Source organism: Paracoccus sediminilitoris (assembly GCF_003259195.1).
Taxonomy (GTDB): Bacteria; Pseudomonadota; Alphaproteobacteria; order Rhodobacterales; family Rhodobacteraceae; genus Paracoccus; species Paracoccus sediminilitoris.
This window is the reverse complement of record NZ_QJPK01000019.1, coordinates 19,051-38,488: the sequence shown is the minus strand read 5'-3', so window position 1 is coordinate 38,488 and position 19,438 is coordinate 19,051. Positions and strand designations below refer to the sequence as shown.

20 protein-coding genes are annotated in these 19,438 nt (G+C 65.5%); 12 read left to right on the top strand and 8 right to left on the bottom strand.

Annotation, left to right across the window (positions count from 1 at the left end; translation table 11 throughout):
- Position 1: 1 nt before the first annotated feature.
- Positions 2–547 carry a histidine phosphatase family protein gene (locus tag DKT70_RS13440; RefSeq protein WP_111559627.1) on the bottom strand — a complete coding sequence of 182 codons (546 nt, stop codon included), beginning with the start codon at positions 545–547 and terminating at the stop codon, positions 2–4.
- Between the two features lie 170 nt (positions 548–717).
- On the opposite strand from DKT70_RS13440, the gene DKT70_RS13435 reads away from it, so the two are divergent.
- The 7 genes from DKT70_RS13435 (at position 718) to DKT70_RS13405 (ending at position 9,202) form a co-directional block, all read left to right on the top strand.
- Entirely contained in the window at positions 718–1,878 is a 1,161-nt protein-coding gene (locus DKT70_RS13435) for an isovaleryl-CoA dehydrogenase (protein WP_111559626.1), read from the top strand.
- The gene (locus DKT70_RS13430; protein WP_233490581.1) at positions 1,878–2,375 is read left to right on the top strand and encodes a lysozyme inhibitor LprI family protein; all 498 of its coding nucleotides are present in this window, start codon (positions 1,878–1,880) and stop codon (positions 2,373–2,375) included. Before DKT70_RS13435 ends, DKT70_RS13430 begins: the two co-directional genes overlap by 1 nt.
- A 7-nt stretch (positions 2,376–2,382) precedes the next feature.
- Positions 2,383–3,915 (top strand): AMP-binding protein, encoded by a 1,533-nt coding sequence (locus tag DKT70_RS13425; RefSeq protein WP_111559647.1) that lies wholly within the window; start codon positions 2,383–2,385, stop codon positions 3,913–3,915.
- 28 nt (positions 3,916–3,943) lie between these two features.
- Positions 3,944–5,548 (top strand): carboxyl transferase domain-containing protein, encoded by a 1,605-nt coding sequence (locus tag DKT70_RS13420; RefSeq protein ID WP_111559625.1) that lies wholly within the window; start codon positions 3,944–3,946, stop codon positions 5,546–5,548.
- 90 nt (positions 5,549–5,638) lie between these two features.
- Positions 5,639–7,567: an acetyl/propionyl/methylcrotonyl-CoA carboxylase subunit alpha gene (locus tag DKT70_RS13415; RefSeq protein WP_111559624.1), complete on the top strand. Its 1,929-nt coding sequence runs from the start codon at positions 5,639–5,641 to the stop codon at positions 7,565–7,567.
- Positions 7,564–8,427 carry a hydroxymethylglutaryl-CoA lyase gene (locus DKT70_RS13410; RefSeq protein WP_111559623.1) on the top strand — a complete coding sequence of 288 codons (864 nt, stop codon included), beginning with the start codon at positions 7,564–7,566 and terminating at the stop codon, positions 8,425–8,427. The genes DKT70_RS13415 and DKT70_RS13410 overlap by 4 nt, the downstream gene beginning before the upstream one ends.
- Positions 8,420–9,202 (top strand): crotonase/enoyl-CoA hydratase family protein, encoded by a 783-nt coding sequence (locus tag DKT70_RS13405; RefSeq protein ID WP_111559622.1) that lies wholly within the window; start codon positions 8,420–8,422, stop codon positions 9,200–9,202. Before DKT70_RS13410 ends, DKT70_RS13405 begins: the two co-directional genes overlap by 8 nt.
- 65 nt (positions 9,203–9,267) lie before the next feature.
- Here the strand turns inward: DKT70_RS13405 and glyA are convergent, their stop codons facing one another.
- Positions 9,268–10,563 carry a serine hydroxymethyltransferase gene (glyA, locus tag DKT70_RS13400; RefSeq protein WP_111559621.1) on the bottom strand — a complete coding sequence of 432 codons (1,296 nt, stop codon included), beginning with the start codon at positions 10,561–10,563 and terminating at the stop codon, positions 9,268–9,270.
- Positions 10,564–10,766: 203 nt separating this feature from the next.
- Between glyA and DKT70_RS13395 the strand changes: the two genes are divergently transcribed.
- The gene (locus DKT70_RS13395; RefSeq protein WP_111559620.1) at positions 10,767–11,528 is read left to right on the top strand and encodes an NAD kinase; all 762 of its coding nucleotides are present in this window, start codon (positions 10,767–10,769) and stop codon (positions 11,526–11,528) included.
- Between the two features lie 4 nt (positions 11,529–11,532).
- Here the strand turns inward: DKT70_RS13395 and DKT70_RS13390 are convergent, their stop codons facing one another.
- The 3 genes from DKT70_RS13390 to DKT70_RS13380 form a co-directional block, all read right to left on the bottom strand.
- Positions 11,533–12,555 (bottom strand): hypothetical protein, encoded by a 1,023-nt coding sequence (locus DKT70_RS13390; RefSeq protein ID WP_111559619.1) that lies wholly within the window; start codon positions 12,553–12,555, stop codon positions 11,533–11,535.
- 84 nt (positions 12,556–12,639) lie between these two features.
- A complete protein-coding gene (rpoH, locus tag DKT70_RS13385; protein ID WP_111559618.1) occupies positions 12,640–13,548 on the bottom strand; it encodes an RNA polymerase sigma factor RpoH in 909 nt (302 codons plus the stop codon).
- 150 nt (positions 13,549–13,698) lie between these two features.
- Positions 13,699–14,724, bottom strand: a complete 1,026-nt coding sequence (locus DKT70_RS13380) for an RluA family pseudouridine synthase (RefSeq protein ID WP_111559617.1) — start codon at positions 14,722–14,724, stop codon at positions 13,699–13,701.
- Here DKT70_RS13380 and DKT70_RS13375 point away from each other — a divergent pair.
- On the top strand, positions 14,723–15,037 hold the full coding sequence (locus DKT70_RS13375) for a DUF6476 family protein (RefSeq protein WP_111559616.1): 315 nt from the start codon (positions 14,723–14,725) through the stop codon (positions 15,035–15,037). The two genes, DKT70_RS13380 and DKT70_RS13375, sit on opposite strands and share 2 nt — an antisense overlap.
- On the opposite strand, the gene DKT70_RS13370 is transcribed toward DKT70_RS13375, so the two are convergent.
- Positions 15,025–15,276 carry an accessory factor UbiK family protein gene (locus tag DKT70_RS13370; RefSeq protein ID WP_111559615.1) on the bottom strand — a complete coding sequence of 84 codons (252 nt, stop codon included), beginning with the start codon at positions 15,274–15,276 and terminating at the stop codon, positions 15,025–15,027. The two genes, DKT70_RS13375 and DKT70_RS13370, sit on opposite strands and share 13 nt — an antisense overlap.
- 116 nt (positions 15,277–15,392) lie before the next feature.
- On the opposite strand from DKT70_RS13370, the gene lgt reads away from it, so the two are divergent.
- From lgt to pgeF, 3 genes are read left to right on the top strand one after another with little or no spacing between them, the layout of a single operon-like run.
- Positions 15,393–16,280, top strand: coding sequence for a prolipoprotein diacylglyceryl transferase (lgt, locus tag DKT70_RS13365; RefSeq protein WP_111559614.1), 888 nt, complete (start codon positions 15,393–15,395; stop codon positions 16,278–16,280).
- Entirely contained in the window at positions 16,277–17,338 is a 1,062-nt protein-coding gene (locus DKT70_RS13360) for a class I SAM-dependent methyltransferase (protein WP_111559613.1), read from the top strand. Before lgt ends, DKT70_RS13360 begins: the two co-directional genes overlap by 4 nt.
- The gene (gene pgeF, locus DKT70_RS13355; RefSeq protein WP_111559612.1) at positions 17,322–18,086 is read left to right on the top strand and encodes a peptidoglycan editing factor PgeF; all 765 of its coding nucleotides are present in this window, start codon (positions 17,322–17,324) and stop codon (positions 18,084–18,086) included. Before DKT70_RS13360 ends, pgeF begins: the two co-directional genes overlap by 17 nt.
- Here the strand turns inward: pgeF and DKT70_RS13350 are convergent, their stop codons facing one another.
- Together DKT70_RS13350 and DKT70_RS13345 are read right to left on the bottom strand one after the other, a co-directional pair.
- A complete protein-coding gene (locus tag DKT70_RS13350) occupies positions 18,087–18,749 on the bottom strand; it encodes an NAD(P)H-binding protein (RefSeq protein WP_111559611.1) in 663 nt (220 codons plus the stop codon).
- A 60-nt stretch (positions 18,750–18,809) separates the two neighbouring features.
- Entirely contained in the window at positions 18,810–19,310 is a 501-nt protein-coding gene (locus DKT70_RS13345) for an Lrp/AsnC family transcriptional regulator (protein ID WP_072297221.1), read from the bottom strand.
- Positions 19,311–19,438: the final 128 nt, after the last annotated feature.

Genomic DNA, 19,438 nt, shown 5'->3' with positions numbered 1-19,438 from the left:
GTCAGCTTTCGAAGATTGGCAGGTTCGTGGCCTCGACCGACCACTGATCGCCATGCCGGTGCAGGATGGTCAGCGACAGCGGCGCGACGGCAAAGGACAGCGCCCCGTTCCCCGCCACCAGCGACAATGCCGCCCGCACCGTGCCCGCATGGGCCACGATCAGTGTGTCACGGGTCAGGGCGCGCAAGGCGGGCGTGATCCGGGCGCAAAGATCGGCAAAACTCTCGCCGCCCTCGGGCCGGTGATGGGCCAGCTGTTCGGTCGTCAGCGGGCCAAGGTCGGGCAGGTCCGCATAGGGAAGACCCTCCCACGCGCCAAAATCCTGTTCCCACAGCGCCGGATCGGTCGCGTCGGGCCTCAGGCCCAAGGCGTCGGCTGTCTGGCGGCAGCGCAGTGCGGGACTGCAGATGAAGTGATCGGTCACCCCGATCCGGGACCTGACCCGCGCCAAGGCGTCCCGGTCGCCGCAATCGGCCGGGACGTCGCGGCGACCCGCCAGCCTGCCTTGGGTAAGGGCCGGGGCGTGGCGCAGGATGGAAAGGCGCATGGGTGACCCCGCTTTGATTGTTCTGGCCGTTTACTGGCCCGCATGACGGCGCGGGGCAAGACCCCGATTGACGCAAGCGCGCGCCTTGGCGCAGGCTGTCTTGACGCAGGGCGGGGCGCTGCGATAAAAGAAATGAACAAGCGTTCAATAACCGGGGAGGGGGGATCGCGATGTTCAACAAGGGCATGGAATTCGATCTGGGCGAAGATGTGAACGCGCTGCGCGAGATGGTGCATCGTTGGGCAGAGGACCGCATCGCCCCCATCGCCGCGCAGGTCGACCGCGACAACGCCTTCCCGAACGAGATCTGGACCGAGATGGGCGATCTGGGTCTGCTTGGCGTCACCGTCCCCGAGGAATGGGGCGGTTCCGGCATGAGCTATCTGGCCCATGTCATCGCGGTCGAGGAGATCGCGCGGGCCAGCGCCAGCGTCAGCCTGTCCTATGGCGCGCATTCGAACCTCTGCGTGAACCAGATCAAGCTGAACGGCACCGACGAGCAGCGCGCGAAATACTTGCCCAGGCTGTGCAGCGGCGAACATGTCGGTGCGCTGGCCATGTCCGAGGAGGGCGCGGGCAGCGATGTCGTCGGCATGAAGCTGCGGGCGGAAAAGAAGAACGACCGCTATGTGCTGAACGGCAACAAATACTGGATCACCAACGCGCCCGATGCCCACACGCTGGTCGTCTATGCCAAGACCGACCCGGATGCGGGCAGCAAGGGCATCACCGCCTTCATCGTTGAACGCGGCATGGCCGGTTTCACCACCAGTCCGCATTTCGACAAGCTGGGGATGCGCGGTTCGAATACGGGCGAGTTGATCTTCGACAATGTCGAGATCCCGTTCGAGAACGTCCTGGGCGAGGAGGGCCGGGGCGTTCGGGTGCTGATGTCGGGACTGGACTACGAACGCGTGGTTCTTTCCGGCATCGGCACCGGTATCATGGCGGCCTGCCTGGATCAGGTCATGCCCTATGTGACCGAACGCAAGCAGTTCGGCCAGCCGATCGGGTCTTTCCAGCTGATGCAGGGCAAGATCGCCGACATGTATGTCGCGCTGAACACCGCCCGCGCCTATGTCTATGAGGTCGCGCGGGCCTGCGACAAGGGGACCGTAACCCGTCAGGACGCCGCGGGCGCGGTGCTTTATGCCAGCGAACAGGCGATGGTGCAGGCGCATCAGGCGGTGCAGGCCATGGGCGGCGCGGGTTTCCTGAACGACAGCGTGGTCAGTCGCCTGTTCCGCGACGCCAAGCTGATGGAGATCGGCGCCGGCACCAGTGAGATCCGCCGCATGCTGATCGGCCGCGAACTGATGGGGCTGGTTTGATGCGCATGGTTCTGGCCGTTCTGGTTGCGATGACGGGTCCGGCCATGGCGCAGGACAGCGCGATGCCCTCGGCAGATCTGGCGATCGTGGACACCTGCCTGGCGGGCAATGCCGATCCGATGTCCTGCATTGGCATGGCGGCGCAGGCCTGCATGGAAGGCCCAAGTAGCAGCACGACGGTCGGCATGTCATTCTGCCTGTCGGAGGAGCTGTCCCACTGGGACGGTCTGCTGAACGACAGCTATGAAAGGCTGATGGCGCAATCCAAGGCCGCCGACGCCGAAATGGCCGATCTGGGATCCGCCGCGCCCGAACAGGCGCCCCTGCTGCGCCAGATGCAGCGCGACTGGATCGCCTATCGCGACGCTGCCTGTTCCTATGAGGGTAGCCGTTGGGGCGGCGGAACCGGCGCGGGTCCGGCCGGCACGCAATGCATGCTGACCCAGACCGCGCGGCAATATCTGTGGCTGGACGCCTATCTGACCGAAGGGCGATAAGATGCGGATGTTGACGCATACCGACCATGACGCATTGCGCCGCGATTTCCGCTGGAACCTGCCCGCCCGCCTGAACATGGCCGATCAATGCCTGGCCCATGACGCCGCCGCAGTGGCCATCATCGACCATGACGGCAGCCCCCGCCCCGTGACATTCGGCAAGCTGTTTGAGATGACAAACCGCCTGGCGCATGCGCTTGACGTGCCGCGGGGCGAACGCGTGGGTGTCTTGCGGACGCAATCGTCCTGGACCGCCGCCGCGCATCTGGCGACCTGGAAATCGGCCGCCATCTCGGTCCCGCTGTTCAAGCTGTTCGGCCCCGATGCACTGGCCCTGCGCCTGAACGACGCCGGCATCCGAACGGTCATCGCCGATGTCGAAGGCCGCGAGATGCTGCGCGCCTTTCCCGACCTGCGGGTGATCGTGCCAGAAGACGGGCTGCCAGGCGCGGGGGCGTTTTCGTCACGCCCGACGGGACCCGATGATCCGGCTGTCATCATCTATACCTCGGGGACGACGGGGGCGCCCAAGGGCGCGCTGCATGGCCACCGCGTGCTGACCGGCCATCTGCCCGGCGTCGAGATGAGCCACGATCTGCTGGGCCAGCCCGGCGACGTCATCTGGACGCCCGCCGATTGGGCCTGGATCGGCGGGCTGTTTGACGTGGCCATGCCCGCGCTGGCGCTTGGCGTGCCGGTCGTGGCGGCGCGGATGCCGAAATTCGATCCCGCCGCCGTCGCCCGACTGGTCGACGATTGTCAGATCCGCAACATCTTCTTTCCGCCGACCGCACTGAAGATGCTGAAGGCCGCCGATATCCATCTGCCCGGCCTGCGCAGCGTCGCATCGGGCGGGGAAACGCTTGGGGCACCGATGCTGGAATGGGGGCAGGGCGCCTTCGGCCTGCAGATCAACGAATTCTATGGCCAGACCGAGTGCAACATGGTCGCGTCGGGGGCGGGTCGGATGTTCCAGGCCCAGCCCGGCGCGATCGGCAAGGCGGTCCCGGGATGCGATGTGGCGGTGATCGACGATCAAGGCGGCCTCTTGCCCGATGGGCAGGATGGCGACATTGCCATCCGTCGCGGGGCGGCCAGCATGATGCTGGGATACTGGAACCGCCCCGAGGCGACGGCGGAGAAGTTTCGCGGCGACTGGATGGTGACGGGGGACAAGGGTGTCATCCGTGACGGCCATATCCATTTCGTGGGCCGCGACGACGATGTGATCACATCGGCCGGATACCGCATCGGCCCCTCCGAGATCGAGGATTGCCTGCTGCGCCATCCCGCCGTGGCCCAGGTGGGCGTCATCGGCAAGCCCGACGCGCTGCGTACCCAGATCGTCAAGGCCTATGTCGTCCTGCGCCCCGGCTTTGCCGCCGATGACGCGATGGCCGATCAGCTGCGCGACCATGCCCGCAGCCAATCCGCCGCCCATTCCTATCCGCGCGAGATCGCGTTTCTGGACAGCCTGCCGATGACTGTCACCGGCAAGGTCATGCGCCGCGAACTGCGCGCGCTGGCAGAAGTCGAATGACCGTCCGGCCCCAATCAGAGGTTCCCCAATGAAGCTGACCAGCCAGGCCTTGCCCTCATCCGACCAGTTCCGTGCCAATCGGCAGGCGCATCTGGACCTGCTGGACATTGTGCGCCAGGCCGCAGACCAGGCCGCAGCGGGCGGGGGTGCGGCGGCCACCGAACGCCATGTCCGCCGCGGCAAGATGCCCCCGCGCGAAAGAGTCGCGAACCTGCTGGACCCCGGCAGCCCGTTTCTGGAGATCGGCGCGACGGCGGCGCATGGCATGTATGACGGCGCGGCCCCGGGTGCCGGCGTCATCGCGGGGATCGGCCGCGTGCATGGTCAGGACGTGATGGTCGTGGCGAATGATGCGACGGTCAAGGGCGGCACCTATTACCCGATGACGGTCAAGAAGCACCTGCGCGCTCAGGAAATCGCCGAGGAATGCGAACTGCCCTGCGTCTATCTGGTCGACAGCGGTGGCGCGAACCTGCCCAACCAGGACGAGGTCTTTCCCGACCGCGACCATTTCGGGCGCATCTTCTTCAACCAGGCCCGGATGAGCGCCAAGGGCATCCCGCAGATCGCCGTGGTGATGGGGTCCTGCACCGCGGGCGGTGCCTATGTGCCCGCTATGTCCGACGTGACTATCATCGTGCGCGCTCAGGGCACGATCTTTCTGGCAGGACCACCCTTGGTCAAGGCCGCCACCGGCGAGGTCGTGACCTCCGAGGATCTGGGCGGCGGCGACGTGCATACGCGTCTGTCGGGCGTGGCCGATTACCTGGCCGAGGATGACGCCCACGCTTTGGCCCAAGCCCGCCGCGCCGTCGCCAACCTGAACCGCCGCCGCCCCGAGACGGTCCTGTGGCAATCGCCCGAAGCGCCCGCCCATGACCCCGACGAATTGTTCGGCGTCGTGCCCGCCGACCTGCGCACACCCTATGACATCCGTGAGGTCATCGCCCGCATCGTCGACGGCAGCCGCTTTGACGAGTTCAAGGCGCGGTTCGGCGAAACGCTGGTCACCGGCTTCGCCCATGTCGAGGGCTGCCCGGTCGGCATCGTCGCCAATAACGGCGTGCTGTTTTCCGAAGCCGCCCAGAAGGGGGCGCATTTCATCGAACTGTGCAGCGCGCGGGGCATCCCGCTGGTGTTCCTGCAGAACATCACCGGCTTCATGGTCGGTCGCAAATACGAAAACGAAGGCATCGCCCGCCACGGCGCCAAGATGGTCACGGCCGTTGCCACAACGAATGTCCCCAAGATCACCATGCTGGTCGGCGGCAGCTTCGGCGCGGGCAATTACGGCATGTCGGGCCGCGCCTATTCGCCGCGCTTCCTGTGGACCTGGCCCAACAGCCGCATCAGCGTGATGGGCGGCGAACAGGCCGCAGGCGTTCTGGCCACCGTCCGCCGCGACGGCATCGAGCGCAAAGGCGGCACATGGTCGGCCGAGGACGAAGCCGAATTCAAACGCCCCACGGTCGAGATGTTCGAACGCCAGTCCCACCCGCTCTATGCCTCGGCGCGGCTTTGGGATGACGGGATCATCGACCCGCGCAAATCGCGCGAGGTGCTGGCCCTGTCCCTGCGCGCCAGCCTGAATGCGCCGATCCAGCCAACACGCTTCGGCATCTTCCGGATGTAGGCCCGCCATGCCGTCATCCGTCGCCAGGTATTCCGCGGGGCCCAGGTGCGCACAGCCGCCGGTGCCATCCATCGACACGAAAGGTCGCCCATGTTCGACAAGATCCTGATCGCCAACCGCGGAGAGATCGCCTGCCGCGTGATCGACACCTGCCGCCGCATGGGCGTGACCACGGTCGCCGTCTTTTCCGATGCCGACCGCGCGGCGCGCCACGTACAGATGGCCGACCAGGCGGTCCATCTGGGCGGACCTGCCCCCGCCGACAGCTATCTGCGCGGCGATGCCATCATCGCGGCGGCCATGGCGACGGGGGCGCAGGCGATCCATCCGGGATACGGCTTCCTGTCGGAAAACCCCGATTTCGTCGATCAGGTGCAGGCAGCGGGGCTGGTCTTCATCGGTCCCTCGGGGGATGCGATCCGGGCGATGGGGCTGAAGGATGCGGCCAAGGCGCTGATGGAAAAGGCGGGCGTTCCCGTGGTGCCCGGCTATCACGGTGCCGATCAGGAAGCGGATCACCTGGCGCGGATGGCGGATGAGATCGGCTATCCGGTGCTGGTCAAGGCGGTGGCGGGCGGCGGCGGCAAGGGAATGCGCCGTGTTGACGACCCCGCCGATTTCGCCCAAGCGCTGGACTCCGCTCGCTCCGAGGCGCGGACGGCCTTTGGCAATCCCGACGTGCTGATCGAGAAATACGTCCTGCAACCCCGCCATATCGAGGTTCAGGTCTTTGGCGACGGCAAGCGCGCTGTGCATCTGTTCGAACGCGACTGTTCGCTGCAGCGCCGCCACCAAAAGGTGATCGAGGAAGCCCCGGCCCCCGGCATGACGGCCGAGATGCGCCAGGCGATGGGCGATGCGGCCGTCCGCGCCGCCGAGGCGATCGGCTATTCCGGGGCCGGGACCATCGAATTCATCGTCGATGGCAGCGACGGCCTGCGCCCTGACCGTTTCTGGTTCATGGAGATGAACACCCGCCTGCAGGTCGAACATCCCGTGACCGAGGCGATCACCGGCATCGACCTGGTCGAATGGCAACTGCGCGTCGCCAGTGGCGAGGACTTGCCCGCCCGGCAGCAAGACCTGACCATCAACGGCCACGCCTTCGAGGCCCGTCTTTACGCCGAAGATGTGCCCGCGGGTTTCCTGCCCGCCACGGGCCGCTTGGCGCATCTGGGCTTTCCGGCCTCGGCCCGGATCGAGACGGGGGTGCGCCAGGGGGACGTGATCTCGCCGTGGTACGACCCGATGATCGCCAAGGTCGTCACCTGGGGACAGACCCGCGCGGTGGCGCTGCGGTCGCTGGAATCGGCCTTGGTCGACACCGATGTCGCGGGTTCGGTCACGAACCTGGATTTCCTGATCGCCCTGACCCGGCATGATGGGTTCAGCGCGGGGCAGGTCGATACTGGTCTGATCGGGCGCGATCTGGACGCGTTGACGGCCCCGGGCGATGACGACGGCGCGTCCGTCGCCTTGGCGGTGATCGGGTTGGCCGGGCTGGCCGATCCCGACACCCAAGGCGGCATGACGCTGTGGCAGCCTCTACGCCGGACCATCGCATGGGATGGCGGCCAAGCCGTGCTGGAGGTGATGGGTCCGGGCCACGCCCGCGTCACGCTGGACGACCGCATCCATGACGTGCGCTGGCAGGGGGACCGGTGGTGGGTCGATGGCGATCTGTGCCGCCAGCGGATCATCCACCATGATGCCGGGGTCAGCGTCTTTGGGCGCGGGACGGTTCATCTGAAACCTGTCGATCCGCTGGACCGGGCCGGTGCCGATGACGGGGGCGACGGGCTGACCCGGTCGCCGATGCCGGGGCTGGTCAAGGCCATCCATGTCACGCAGGGCCAGCAGGTCCGCGCCGGCGACAGGCTCTGCGTGCTGGAGGCGATGAAGATGGAACACAGCCTGCTGGCCAGCCGCGACGGCACCGTGGCCGAGGTTCTGGCCGCCCAGGGCGATCAGGTCGAGGCAGGCGCCGCGCTGATCAGGCTGGACGAGGTTCCCGAATGACATCCCGCGTCGAAATCTTCGAGATGGGCCCGCGCGACGGGCTGCAGAACGAAAAGCGCATGATCGCCACCGCCGACAAGATTGCCTTGGTCGATCTGCTGTCCCAGGCAGGCTTTCGCCGGATCGAGGTGACCAGTTTCGTCAGCCCCAAATGGGTGCCGCAGATGGGCGATGCCGCGCAGGTCATGGCGGGCATCGCGCGCAAGACGGGGGTCAGCTATGCCGCGCTGACGCCGAACCTGAAGGGATATCAGGCGGCGCATCACGCCCGCGCCTCGGCGGTTGCGATCTTTGCCAGCGCCTCGGAAGGGTTCAGCCGCGCCAATCTGAACGCATCGATCGCCGACAGCCTGGATCGGTTCCGGCCCGTGGCCGACGCGGCCCGGGCCGACGGCGTCCCGATGCGCGGCTATGTCAGCGTGGTTACCGACTGTCCCTTCGACGGCCCCACTGCGCCCGCCGACGTGGCCCGCGTCGTGGCGGCGCTGCGCAACATGGGATGCTATGAGGTCAGCCTGGGCGACACGATCGGGCAGGGCCGCCCCGAGACCATCGACGCCATGTTGGGTGCGGTGCTGGACGAATTGCCGGCAGACCGGCTGGCGGGGCATTATCACGACACGGCCGGACGGGCGCTGCAGAATGTCGATGCCAGCCTGGCGCGCGGTCTGCGGGTCTTCGATGCGGCGGTGGGCGGTCTGGGCGGTTGCCCCTATGCGCCCGGTGCGGCCGGCAATGTTGCGACCGAAGCATTGGCCCGCCACCTTGCCGCGCAAGGATTTGATCACGGGCTGGACATGGCGGTGATCGACCGCGCGGCCGCATTCGCACGCACCCTGCGGGAGGGAACCCATGCCTGAGACGATCCGGATCGAAACCGATGCCCGCGGCGTTGCGACCATCACCTTGGCGCGCCCGGACAAGCATAACGCCCTGTCGCGCCAGATGATGGACGACATCACCGAAGCCTGCGCCAGCCTTGGCGCCGATCCTGCCGTGCGCGTCGTCGTTCTGGCGGCAGAGGGCGCCAGTTTTTGCGCAGGGGGCGATCTGGCTTGGATGAAGGCGCAGATGACGGCGGATGCCAGGACACGCCGCGAAGGCGCCCGGGTTCTGGCCGGGATGCTGCAATCCCTGAACCTGCTGCCCAAGCCGCTGATCGCGCGGGTGCATGGCAATGCTTTCGGCGGCGGTGTCGGCATGATGTCGGTCGCCGATGTGGCGATCGTCGCCGACAACGCGCGGTTCGGCCTGACCGAGGTGAAGCTGGGGCTGATCCCCGCCACCATTGGCCCCTATGTGATCGCCCGCATGGGCGAGGACAGGGCGCGGCGGGTCTTCTTTTCGGCGCGTCTGTTCGATGCGGCCGAGGCCGTGGATCTGAACCTTGCCGCCCGCTGCGTCCCCGCCGACGCCCTGGACGCCGCGATCGAGGCCGAGATCGCCCCTTATCTGCAGGCCGCCCCAGGCGCTGTCGCGGCCGCCAAGGCACAATGCCGCGCCTTGGGCATGCGGATCGACGATGCGGTGATCGAGGACAGCATCGACCGGCTGGTGGCCATCTGGGAGGGAACCGAGGCACCCGAAGGGATCGCCGCCTTCTTTGACAAGCGCAAGCCGTCCTGGATCCGCTGATCGCCATGGAAAACCCCCGCCGCGGATTGCGCGACGGGGGTCCCTGTTTCAGCAGTCAGCGCTGATCACATGCCGGCATAGAGGGGGAAGCGGGCGCAGAGTTCGGCCACTTCGGCACGGACCTTGGCTTCGACTTCGGTGTTGCCCTCTTCGCCATGCGCGGCCAGGCCGTCGACGACTTCGACGATCCAGCGGGCGATCTGGCGGAACTCGGCCTCGGCGAAACCACGCGTGGTGCCTGCAGGCGCACCCAGACGGATGCCCGAGGTGACGAACGGTTTTTCGGGGTCGAAGGGGACGCCGTTCTTGTTGCAGGTGATGTGCGCGCGGCCCAAGGCAGCCTCGGTCGCCTTGCCGGTCACGCCCTTGGGACGCAGGTCAGCCAGGCACAGGTGGTTGTCGGTGCCGCCCGATACGATGTCGATGCCGCCCTTCATCAGCTCATCCGCCATGGCCTGAGCGTTCTTGACGACCTGTGCCGCATAGGTCTTGAACTCGGGGCGCAGGGCCTCGCCGAAGGCCACGGCCTTGGCGGCGATCACATGCATCAGCGGGCCGCCCTGCAGGCCGGGGAAGACGGCGCTGTTGACCTTCTTGGCGATGTCGGCATCGTTCGTCAGGATCAGGCCGCCGCGCGGGCCGCGCAGGGATTTATGCGTGGTCGAGGTGACGACATGCGCATGACCGATGGGCGAGGGGTGCTGACCGCCCGCGACCAGACCCGCGATATGGGCCATGTCCACCATCAGATAGGCGCCCACCTCATCCGCGATCTTGCGGAAGGCGGCCCAGTCCCAGGTCCGGCTGTAGGCGGTGCCGCCGGCGATGATCAGCTTGGGCTTGTGCTGGCGGGCGCTTTCGGCGATCGCGTCCATGTCCAGCATCTGGTCCTGCTGGCGCACGCCATAGCTGACCACGTTGAACCACTTGCCCGACATGTTGACCGGCGAACCGTGGGTCAGGTGACCGCCCGAATTCAGGTCCAGACCCATGAAGGTGTCGCCCGGCTGCAGCAGCGCCAGGAAGACGGCCTGGTTCATCTGGCTGCCCGAATTGGGCTGGACGTTCGCGTATTCGCAGCCGAACAGCGCCTTGGCGCGTTCGATCGCCAGGTTCTCGGCGATGTCCACATATTGGCAGCCGCCATAGTAACGCTTGCCCGGATAGCCTTCGGCGTATTTGTTGGTCAGGACCGATCCCTGTGCCTCCATCACGGCGCGGCTGACGATGTTTTCCGAGGCGATCAGCTCGATCTCGTCGCGCTGACGACCCAGCTCCTGGGTGATGGTTTTGGCGATGTCGGGGTCACGGCTGGCCAGGGTTTCGGTGAAAAAGCCGTTGTCGCGGGTGGGGGCGTTCATCGGTCTCGCGTCCTTTTATGGCTGGGGCGGCAGAGGATGCTGGCCTTCTAACGTAACATCCTGATTGCGGAAAGTGACAAAACGACCCGCCGCGTGGCCCTTGCGACCCAAGGGGGCGTCCGGGCGGGCTTGTCATCCGCGCGGTGGCGGTCAATGCTGCGCGCCTATCTCGGGGACGCCATCATGGGGGAAACGACCGGCTTATGACGGCACGCATTCATTTTACCGCCAGCCAGGCCGGAGCGGCACGACAGGCCCATGCCGAACTGACCTCGCGATATGGCGATACCCCCTTGGATCAGGCCGAGGTCGTGGTGGCCCTGGGCGGGGACGGCTTCATGCTGCAGACGCTGCACGCGATGCAGGGGCGCGACATGCCGGTCTATGGCATGAACCGCGGGACGGTGGGTTTCTTGATGAACGGCTATGCCGTCCAGGATCTGCCCGAACGCCTGGCCGCCGCCGAGGAGGCGGTGATCAACCCTCTGCGGATGCGCGCCACCTGCGCCAACGGCACCTGCCACGAGGCCTTGGCCATCAACGAGGTCAGCCTGCTGCGCGAGGGCCCGCAGGCCGCCAAGCTGCGCATCCATGTCGATGGCCGCATGCGGATGGAAGAGCTGGTCTGCGACGGCGCGCTGGTCAGCACGCCCGCCGGATCGACCGCCTATAACTATTCGGCGCATGGCCCCATTCTGCCCATCGGGTCCGAGGTTCTGGCCCTGACCGCCATCGCCCCCTTTCGCCCCCGTCGCTGGCGCGGCGCGCTGCTGCCCAAGGCCGCCGAAGTCGTGATCGAGGTGATGAACCCCGAACGCCGCCCCGTCATGGCCGATGCCGACAGCCGGTCCTTCCGCCATGTCACCCAAGTCCAGATCCGCAGCGCCTCGGACATCCGCCATCGGCTGATGTTCGACAGCGGTCACGGGCTGGACGAACGCCTGTTGCGCGAACAGTTCGTCTGAGCGGTCAGCCTGCGCAGATCTGCTGCAGGGCCAGCCATTGTTCGTCGGTCAGCAAGGGACGGCCACCATTGGTGTCGCGCATCGGGTCGCGTTCGATCAGCGACAGGACAGACGCGCCGGTCGGGTCCAGGGACCGGGCATAGGGTTCTGTCGACAGGTCGTGTTCCGCGAATGCAGCGGGCAGGGTGTCCGCGTCGGGCCGCCGCAGCGGTTGATCCAGCAGCTGTTCCCCATATCCCGCCAGCGCATTGCGCGGCAGGGTCCCCAAGGTCATCAAGCGCAGTGACGCGAAGGCCCCCGCATATTCCAAGGCCTGCTGCGTGACCTGTTGTTCATCCTGCGCGATCTCGGCCGCGATCAGGTGTCCGGCCGCCGCCTCGGGCCCGGTGGTCGAGGCCAGGAGGTCGTTGCCCAGCAGATACATCTGCCCCGGCAGGCGCAGCGCGCCATTCAGCGGCCCCGGCACCACCTGGACCAGCGCATCCCGGTTCAGAAGGCGCGGCGTGATCCAGTTCAGCACCTGCTGGCCGGAATTGCGGTGGCAGATCGGGCCGGTGCCCTGCTCCAGATCGGCCAGAACGGCCTTGCCGATGGTGCGCAGTTGGGCAGGCGGCGCGATGCGGACGGCATGGCGGATCAGCGCATCGGGCAGCCACATGATGAAGGCAGCCACCAGCCCCAGCATCACCAGACCGGTCAGCACGCCGCGCAGGCGCCCCGGCTTGACCCGGTGGCGGGCGATGGCCGTCTGGACACGCTCAATCCCGTCAACCATCAGCGGGTCGTCGATCTCGACGGTTTCATCGGGGGGGCCGGATGTGGGGGTGTATCGGGCAGGCAGCTTGCCGGGGTTCAGGCGCACGACCGCAGGCAGGGACCAATGCGACAGAGGTCGGTCGGTCTTGGGGTCCATCAGCATCAGCGTCGCCTCGCCGATGGAGACGATGACCTCTCGCGCAGCTGCGCTCGGGGATTCCTTCCAAGTTCCCTGCGCCTCGAGACGTCGAAATTCGGTCAACGCTGTCATGGCGGGGGGGCGCTTTCAGAGACGAGATCAGGGTTTGGCCGACCATAAAGCAGCGCCGCATCGCGTCAATGCGGCGCCGATCGTTTATTCGACCTCTTCGCTGATCCGCATGCCTTTTTCGCGCGCCAAAACACGCATCCGGTCCTGAAGCTTTTCAAAGGCGCGGACCTCGATCTGGCGGATGCGTTCGCGGGATACGTCGTAACGGCTGGAGAGATCCTCCAGCGTCATCGGGTCATCGCGCAACCGGCGTTCCATCAGAATGTCGCGTTCACGGTCGTTTAGCACGTCCATGGCGGACATCAGCATCTGGCGACGGGTGTCCAGCTCTTCGGTCTCGGCATAGGCTTCGGCCTGATTGGCATCGGTATCCTCAAGCCAATCCTGCCACTGGGCCGAGGATTCGCCGTCGCCCGAACCGACCTGCGCGTTCAAAGATGCATCGCTGCCCGACAGGCGGCGGTTCATGTCGATGACCTCTTTTTCGGTCACGTTCAGCTCGGTCGCGATCTGGGCGACGTTTTCGGGGCGCAGATCGCCTTCCTCAAGCGCGCCGATCTTGGACTTGGCCTTGCGCAGGTTGAAGAACAGCTTCTTCTGCGCACTGGTGGTGCCCATCTTGACCAGCGACCAGGACCGCAGGATGTATTCCTGAATCGAGGCGCGGATCCACCACATGGCATAGGTCGCCAAACGGAAGCCGCGTTCGGGATCAAAGCGCTTGACCGCCTGCATCAGGCCGACATTGGCCTCGCTGATGACTTCGGCCTGCGGCAGCCCGTATCCGCGGTAACCCATCGCGATCTTAGCGGCCAGACGCAGGTGGCTGGTCACCATCCGGTGCGCGGCCTCGCTGTCCTCGTGATCCGCCCAGGCCTTGGCCAGCATGTATTCCTCTTCCGGTTCCAGAAGCGGAAACTTGCGGATCTCTTGCAGATAGCGGTTCAAACCCTGTTCGGGACTAGGGGCCGGAAGATTGCCGTATGTCGCCATGATGTTTGCCTTTCGCAGAGACCGACGAACGCGACCCTGCGTCTGCGGGTTCCGGACAGAATGCCGCAGGCAGGCCACCGATCGTCCGATCAGGGGGCCAGTCTGCGCCCTGAACCGGACCTTGCAAACTGTGTATCGGTCACATTGACGTCAAGAGGCGCTGGCGCGCAAAGCGTCAAGAACCCGCTGCATGTCATCGGGCAGGGGGCTGTCGAATGACATGGCCTGGCCAGTGACCGGATGGTCGAACCCCAGATGCGCCGCATGCAGCCCCTGGCGCGAAAAGGCCTGAACCAGTTCGGCCGCCGCGCCAAGCGCCTTGGCCGATGCCTTGCGGGCCCCGCCATAGACCGGGTCGCCGATCAGCCCCAGTCCCGCATGGGTCATGTGCACACGGATTTGATGGGTGCGCCCGGTTTCCAGCCGGCATTCCACCAGCATGGCCGAAGGCGGCGTACCGAACCGTTCCAACAGCTTGGCGCGCGTGACGGCATGGCGGCCCTTGTCGAAATAGACCGCCTGCCGCTGGCGATCGGTCGGATGGCGCGACAGGCGCGAGGTGATTTTCATCACCAACCCGTCCTCGAAACTGATGCCGGGGGTGCCGCGCAGGCGCGGATCGGCGGGATCGATGACGCCATGCGCCAGCGCCAGATAGCGGCGTTGCGCGGTGTGGGCCTCGAACTGGGCGGCAAGGCCGTGATGGGCGCGGTCCGATTTCGCCACGACCAGCAGGCCCGACGTGTCCTTGTCGATCCGGTGCACGATGCCCGGTCGCTTTTCCCCGCCGATGCCCGACAGCGTGTCACCGCAATGCGCCAGCAGCGCGTTGACCAGCGTTCCGGTGGGCGATCCGGGCGCCGGATGGACGACCATGCCTGCCGCCTTGTCGATCACGATCAGGTCATCATCTTCATGGACGATGGTTAGGGGAATCGCCTCGGGCAGGGTTTCGACGGATTCGGGGGCCGACAGGGTGATGCGGTATTCCTGGCCTTCGGACACCTTGGTTTTGCCGTCACGGACCACGCCGTCCGGTCCATGGACGTCGCCCTCCGCGATCATGCGCGATAGACGCGACCGGGAAAGCGCCGCATCCTCTGGCACGGCAAGGGCAAGCGCCTTATCAAGCCGTTCTGGCGGATTGGCCGGGATGATCACAACAAGGTTCGACATGGCGGAAGATGATACCGATTGGAAGGCAGCGGCGAAAGCGGTTCCGGAACTGAGGTTCCTGAAGACGCTCGTCACCGGGCTGACGCTGGTGATGGGGTTCGGGATGGTGGCGGTGGTCGCGCTGCTGTGGCTGCGCCTGAGCCAGCCGGTGCTGCCCGAATTGCCCGGCAATATCAAGCTGCCGGACAATGTTCAGGTGCAGGCCGTGACCTTTGCGACCGACTGGATCGTGATCGTCACCGATGACGCGCAGGTGCTGCTCTATGACCGCAATGGTACGCTGAAGCAGACCGTCGCGGTTCAGTCGCCCTGACGGCCGGTTTCGATCGCGTCCAGGCGCGCCTTCAGTTCGGCGTTTTCGGTGCGGGCCTTAATGGCCATTTCGCGGACGGCTTCGAATTCCTCGCGGGTGACGAAATCGCGGTCGGCCAGCCAGCGGTCGACCCAGCCCTTCATGGCGTTTTCGGCCTCGGTGCGGGCGCCTTGGGCCACGCCCATCGCATTGGTCATCATTTTCGAGATGTCGTCGAAGAAGCGGTTATCGGTGCTCATGTCTGCCTGTCCTTCAAGCTTGGTCCGGTCCTATATGGTCCGACGGGCGGCGGGGTTCAATGTTGACACGGGCGGTTTGCTGACTAGCGTGCGCCGCAATCGAAAGCCGAGGCCCCATGATCCCCTTCCCCGATATCGCCCCCGAAATCTTTACGATCAACCTTGGCAGCCTTTCCCTATCGTTGCGCTGGTACGCGCTGGCCTATCTGGCGGGGCTGATCATCGGCTGGCAACTGATCGCGCTGATGATGCGCAGGCCTGCCATCTGGGGCGACCATCCGCCGATGCAGGCCGACAAGGTCGACGACCTGCTGACCTGGGTGATCCTGGGCGTGATCCTGGGGGGGCGGCTTGGTTTCGTGCTGTTCTACGAACCGGCCTACTATCTGGCCAACCCTGCCCAGATCCTTCAGGTCTGGCAGGGCGGGATGAGCTTTCACGGCGGCTTTGCGGGCGTCATCCTGGCCACCGCAATCTATTGCCGCAGGAACAGCATTCCCGTTCTTCGGCTCGCCGACGCGATGGCCGTCGTGGCGCCCGTGGGGCTGTTCTTCGGTCGCGTCGCGAATTTCATCAATGCCGAATTGTGGGGCCGCCCGACCGACCTGCCATGGGGCGTCGCCTTCCCCGGAGAGGCGGCGCAAAACTGCCCGGGCGTCACAGGCATCTGTGCCCGCCACCCCAGCCAGCTTTACGAAGCCGGGCTGGAGGGGCTGGTGCTGGGCCTGATCCTGCTGGTGACGTTGCGGGCGGGTGCGTTGCGCCGACCGGGGCTGCAATTCGGCATTTTCCTTGCAGGCTATGCACTTGCCCGCATCTTCGTCGAATTCTTCCGGGTCGCGGATGCCCAGTTCATCACCCCTGAAAACCCGCTTGGGCATGTCATCGGGGGCCCCGTCATCGGGCTGAGCATGGGTCAGGTGCTGTCTCTGCCGATGCTGCTGATCGGGCTGGTGCTGATCGTGAAGGCGGTCAGGCGTCCGCCGGTGGCTGGCGGTTCATGACGCCGCTGGCCCGGATCATCGCGGCCCGCATCCGTGCCACGGGGCCGATCACGCTGGCGGATTACATGCAGATCTGCCTGCTGGACAGCCGTCACGGGTATTACGCGACGCGCGACCCCTTCGGGCAGGCTGGCGATTTCACCACGGCGCCCGAAATCCATCAGATGTTCGGTGAATTTTGCGGATTGGCGCTGGCTCAGGCCTGGATGGATCAGGGGTGTCCGTCGCCGATCACCCTGGCGGAACCCGGTCCGGGACGCGGAACGCTGATGGCGGATATGTGGCGGGCAATCGCCGTGGCGCCTGGAATACGGGACGCGGCGCAGATCTGCCTGATTGAGGCCTCGCCCTTTCTTCGCAGGCTGCAGACCGAACGATTGGGCGCGCCCCACCATATCGACAGTCTCAAGGATCTGCCCAATAAGCCCCTGTTTTTGATTGCGAATGAGTTCGCCGATGCCTTGCCGATCCGGCAGTATCAGATGACAGCCGAGGGTTGGCGCGAACGGATGGTCGGCCTGTCTGACGATGGGGATCTGCGGATGGGGATGGGGCCCGTCGTCCCGTTCCCGCGCGACGGCAAGCCCGGCGACGTGGTCGAAGATTGCGCCGAGGCGGTTGCGTCCATTGATGTCATCGCAACCAAGATCGCGGACTATGGCGGCGCGGCGATCATCATCGACTATGGTGGATGGAACGGATATGGCGATACATTCCAGGCGCTTAGAAACCATATCCCCGAAGATCCACTGGCTAATCCCGGATTGGCCGACCTGACGGCCCATGTGGATTTCGCCCCCTTGGCGGCTGCGGCATTGCGCGCGGGGGCAATGGCTTCGCGTCCAGTTCACCAAGGCGACTGGCTTCTGTCGCTTGGTGCCGAGGCACGAGCCCGCAAACTGGCCCAGATCGGCGATGCGGGGGCGATGGCGGCGCTTGCGCGCTTGACCGACCCGGCGGAAATGGGTCACCTGTTCAAGGCGATCGCCATTTGGCCGAAAGGGGCCACCCCCGTTCCCGGCTTCGAGGCGCTGGAGATACATGCAGACAACACTTGAAATACTGACCCACCCATTGCTGTCCGACGTCAGGCACGGGTTCTTCACGCGCAAGGGTGGGGCCTCGTCTGGGTTGTTCGCAGGGTTGAACTGCGGGCGGCGGTCCACCGATCAGCGCGACATGGTCGAGCTGAACCGCGCCCGCGTGGCGACCGCGATGGGTGTCGCCGCGTCCAGCCTTGCGACGGTCAAGCAGGTGCATTCCGCGGATGTGGTGACGTTGGATCTGGATGATGACATCGTCGCAACCCGAGAGATTTGCGCCGACGGCATCGTGACAGCCCGCCAGGATGTCGCTCTGGCGGTGTTGACCGCAGATTGTCAGCCGATTCTGCTTGCGGATGCGGATATGGGGGTCATCGGCGCCTGTCATGCGGGGTGGCGTGGGGCAATCGGCGGTGTGATCGAGGCGACCGTGGCCGCCATGCACGAACTGGGCGCGCAGAGCATCAAGGCTGTCATCGGCCCCAGCATCAGCCAGCGCGCCTATGAAGTCGGTGACGACTTCATGGACAACTTTTTGGCCGAAGATCATGATTACGAACGCTTTTTCGCGCCAAGCGCGAGGGGGAAGCCGATGTTCGACCTGCCTGCCTTTGGCCTGATGCGTCTGCGCGAGGCCGGGGTCGAGGCAGAATGGTCACGCCACTGCACCTATTCCGACCCCGCCAAATTCTTCAGCTATCGCCGCGCCACGCATGAAGGCCAAGTCGATTATGGCCGCCTGATCAGCGCCATTGCCCGCTGATCAGCGGGTCGTGCTGGCCAACGCACTGACGGCGACCGGGATCGGATCATTGCCCGGTGCCAGCTCGATGATTGTATTGACGATCTGGGGGGTGGCGACGGTCTGGGCAATGAAATCGGCCACATCGGCGCGCTGGATGGTGCCATAGGGGACGGCCAGCCCCGCCGACACCTTGCCGGTCGCGCCGTCGTCACCAAGCGTGCCGGGACGGATGATGACGAATTCCAGTCCGCTCTGGACAAGATGAACATCCGCCATCTTCTTGACGCGCATGTAGTTTTCGAAACCGTCACCTAGATCGGCGTTTCGTCCGGCCTCTGGGAAGGCCGAGATCAGGTAGATGCGCTTGACGCCGGCCTCCTTGGCGGCGGCGACCGTCTTTTCCAGGCCTTCGCCGTCGACGGCATTGGTCAGTTCTTCTCCGGCACCACCGGCGCCTGCAGCAAAAATCACGGTCTGCACATCCGCCAGCATTGACGCCATGTCCTGCGGGCTCAGCTGGGTCAGGTCGCCCCTCACCGGCGTCGCGCCCAGATCGGCCAGCTGGTCATGCTGTTCGTCGTGACGATAGAGAGAACTGACGCGATTGCCGCCCGCGATCAGCTGCGGGGTCATCATGCGGGCAATCTGGCCCGCGCCGCCAACGATGAAGATATGGGCCATGATGCGCTCCTGTTGCCTGTGGGGCAGGGAACGTCGCGGATGGCTGCAGGGTTTCGTCGCTCAGCCGGCTTCGCGGATGCGCTCTTCGACGATCTCGAAGGGAACCGAGGGTTCGTCCTTGGCGCCGCGGATCACCAGCGACGTCTTGACCGAGGCGACGTTCGGTGCCGCCGTCAGGGCGTTTGTCAGAAAGCGCTGGAAGGTTGACAGGTCCGGCGACACGCATTTCAGAATGAAATCGATCTCTCCGTTCAGCATGTGGCATTCGCGGACCAGCGGCCAATCCTGGACCAGCGCTTCGAAGGCCGACAGGTCGCGTTCGGATTGCGAATTGAGGCGGACCATGGCAAAGACCTGCACCTCGAATCCCAGCTCGCGGGCGTCGATATCGGCATGATAGCCGCGGATATAGCCAAGCTCCTCCAAAGTGCGGACGCGGCGCAGGCAGGGCGGTGCCGAGATCCCGACACGGCGGGCCAATTCGACATTGGTCATCCGGCCATCGGCCTGCAATTCGGCAAGAATCTTACGGTCGATGTCGTCAAGTTTGGCGCCGGCCATGGTGGTCTTTCTTTTACAGGGTCTTGGCGTTAACGGAAACTACAATGCAGCCCGGAAATGCGCAACAATCTTTCTGGGATTGCAGGAGTTCCGGGATGCGTTGCAGTTGGGCGTCGAAGGGACTACCT

What these genes read in the sequence shown, in the direction of transcription:
- DKT70_RS13440 (WP_111559627.1), bottom strand. Translation starts at nt 547, where the DNA reads ATGCGCCTTTCCATCCTGCGCCACGCCCCGGCCCTTACCCAAGGCAGG.
- DKT70_RS13435 (WP_111559626.1), top strand. Translation starts at nt 718, where the DNA reads ATGTTCAACAAGGGCATGGAATTCGATCTGGGCGAAGATGTGAACGCG.
- DKT70_RS13430 (WP_233490581.1), top strand. Translation starts at nt 1,878, where the DNA reads ATGCGCATGGTTCTGGCCGTTCTGGTTGCGATGACGGGTCCGGCCATG.
- DKT70_RS13425 (WP_111559647.1), top strand. Translation starts at nt 2,383, where the DNA reads ATGTTGACGCATACCGACCATGACGCATTGCGCCGCGATTTCCGCTGG.
- DKT70_RS13420 (WP_111559625.1), top strand. Translation starts at nt 3,944, where the DNA reads ATGAAGCTGACCAGCCAGGCCTTGCCCTCATCCGACCAGTTCCGTGCC.
- DKT70_RS13415 (WP_111559624.1), top strand. Translation starts at nt 5,639, where the DNA reads ATGTTCGACAAGATCCTGATCGCCAACCGCGGAGAGATCGCCTGCCGC.
- DKT70_RS13410 (WP_111559623.1), top strand. Translation starts at nt 7,564, where the DNA reads ATGACATCCCGCGTCGAAATCTTCGAGATGGGCCCGCGCGACGGGCTG.
- DKT70_RS13405 (WP_111559622.1), top strand. Translation starts at nt 8,420, where the DNA reads ATGCCTGAGACGATCCGGATCGAAACCGATGCCCGCGGCGTTGCGACC.
- glyA (WP_111559621.1), bottom strand. Translation starts at nt 10,563, where the DNA reads ATGAACGCCCCCACCCGCGACAACGGCTTTTTCACCGAAACCCTGGCC.
- DKT70_RS13395 (WP_111559620.1), top strand. Translation starts at nt 10,767, where the DNA reads ATGACGGCACGCATTCATTTTACCGCCAGCCAGGCCGGAGCGGCACGA.
- DKT70_RS13390 (WP_111559619.1), bottom strand. Translation starts at nt 12,555, where the DNA reads ATGACAGCGTTGACCGAATTTCGACGTCTCGAGGCGCAGGGAACTTGG.
- rpoH (WP_111559618.1), bottom strand. Translation starts at nt 13,548, where the DNA reads ATGGCGACATACGGCAATCTTCCGGCCCCTAGTCCCGAACAGGGTTTG.
- DKT70_RS13375 (WP_111559616.1), top strand. Translation starts at nt 14,723, where the DNA reads ATGGCGGAAGATGATACCGATTGGAAGGCAGCGGCGAAAGCGGTTCCG.
- DKT70_RS13380 (WP_111559617.1), bottom strand. Translation starts at nt 14,724, where the DNA reads ATGTCGAACCTTGTTGTGATCATCCCGGCCAATCCGCCAGAACGGCTT.
- DKT70_RS13370 (WP_111559615.1), bottom strand. Translation starts at nt 15,276, where the DNA reads ATGAGCACCGATAACCGCTTCTTCGACGACATCTCGAAAATGATGACC.
- lgt (WP_111559614.1), top strand. Translation starts at nt 15,393, where the DNA reads ATGATCCCCTTCCCCGATATCGCCCCCGAAATCTTTACGATCAACCTT.
- DKT70_RS13360 (WP_111559613.1), top strand. Translation starts at nt 16,277, where the DNA reads ATGACGCCGCTGGCCCGGATCATCGCGGCCCGCATCCGTGCCACGGGG.
- pgeF (WP_111559612.1), top strand. Translation starts at nt 17,322, where the DNA reads ATGCAGACAACACTTGAAATACTGACCCACCCATTGCTGTCCGACGTC.
- DKT70_RS13350 (WP_111559611.1), bottom strand. Translation starts at nt 18,749, where the DNA reads ATGGCCCATATCTTCATCGTTGGCGGCGCGGGCCAGATTGCCCGCATG.
- DKT70_RS13345 (WP_072297221.1), bottom strand. Translation starts at nt 19,310, where the DNA reads ATGGCCGGCGCCAAACTTGACGACATCGACCGTAAGATTCTTGCCGAA.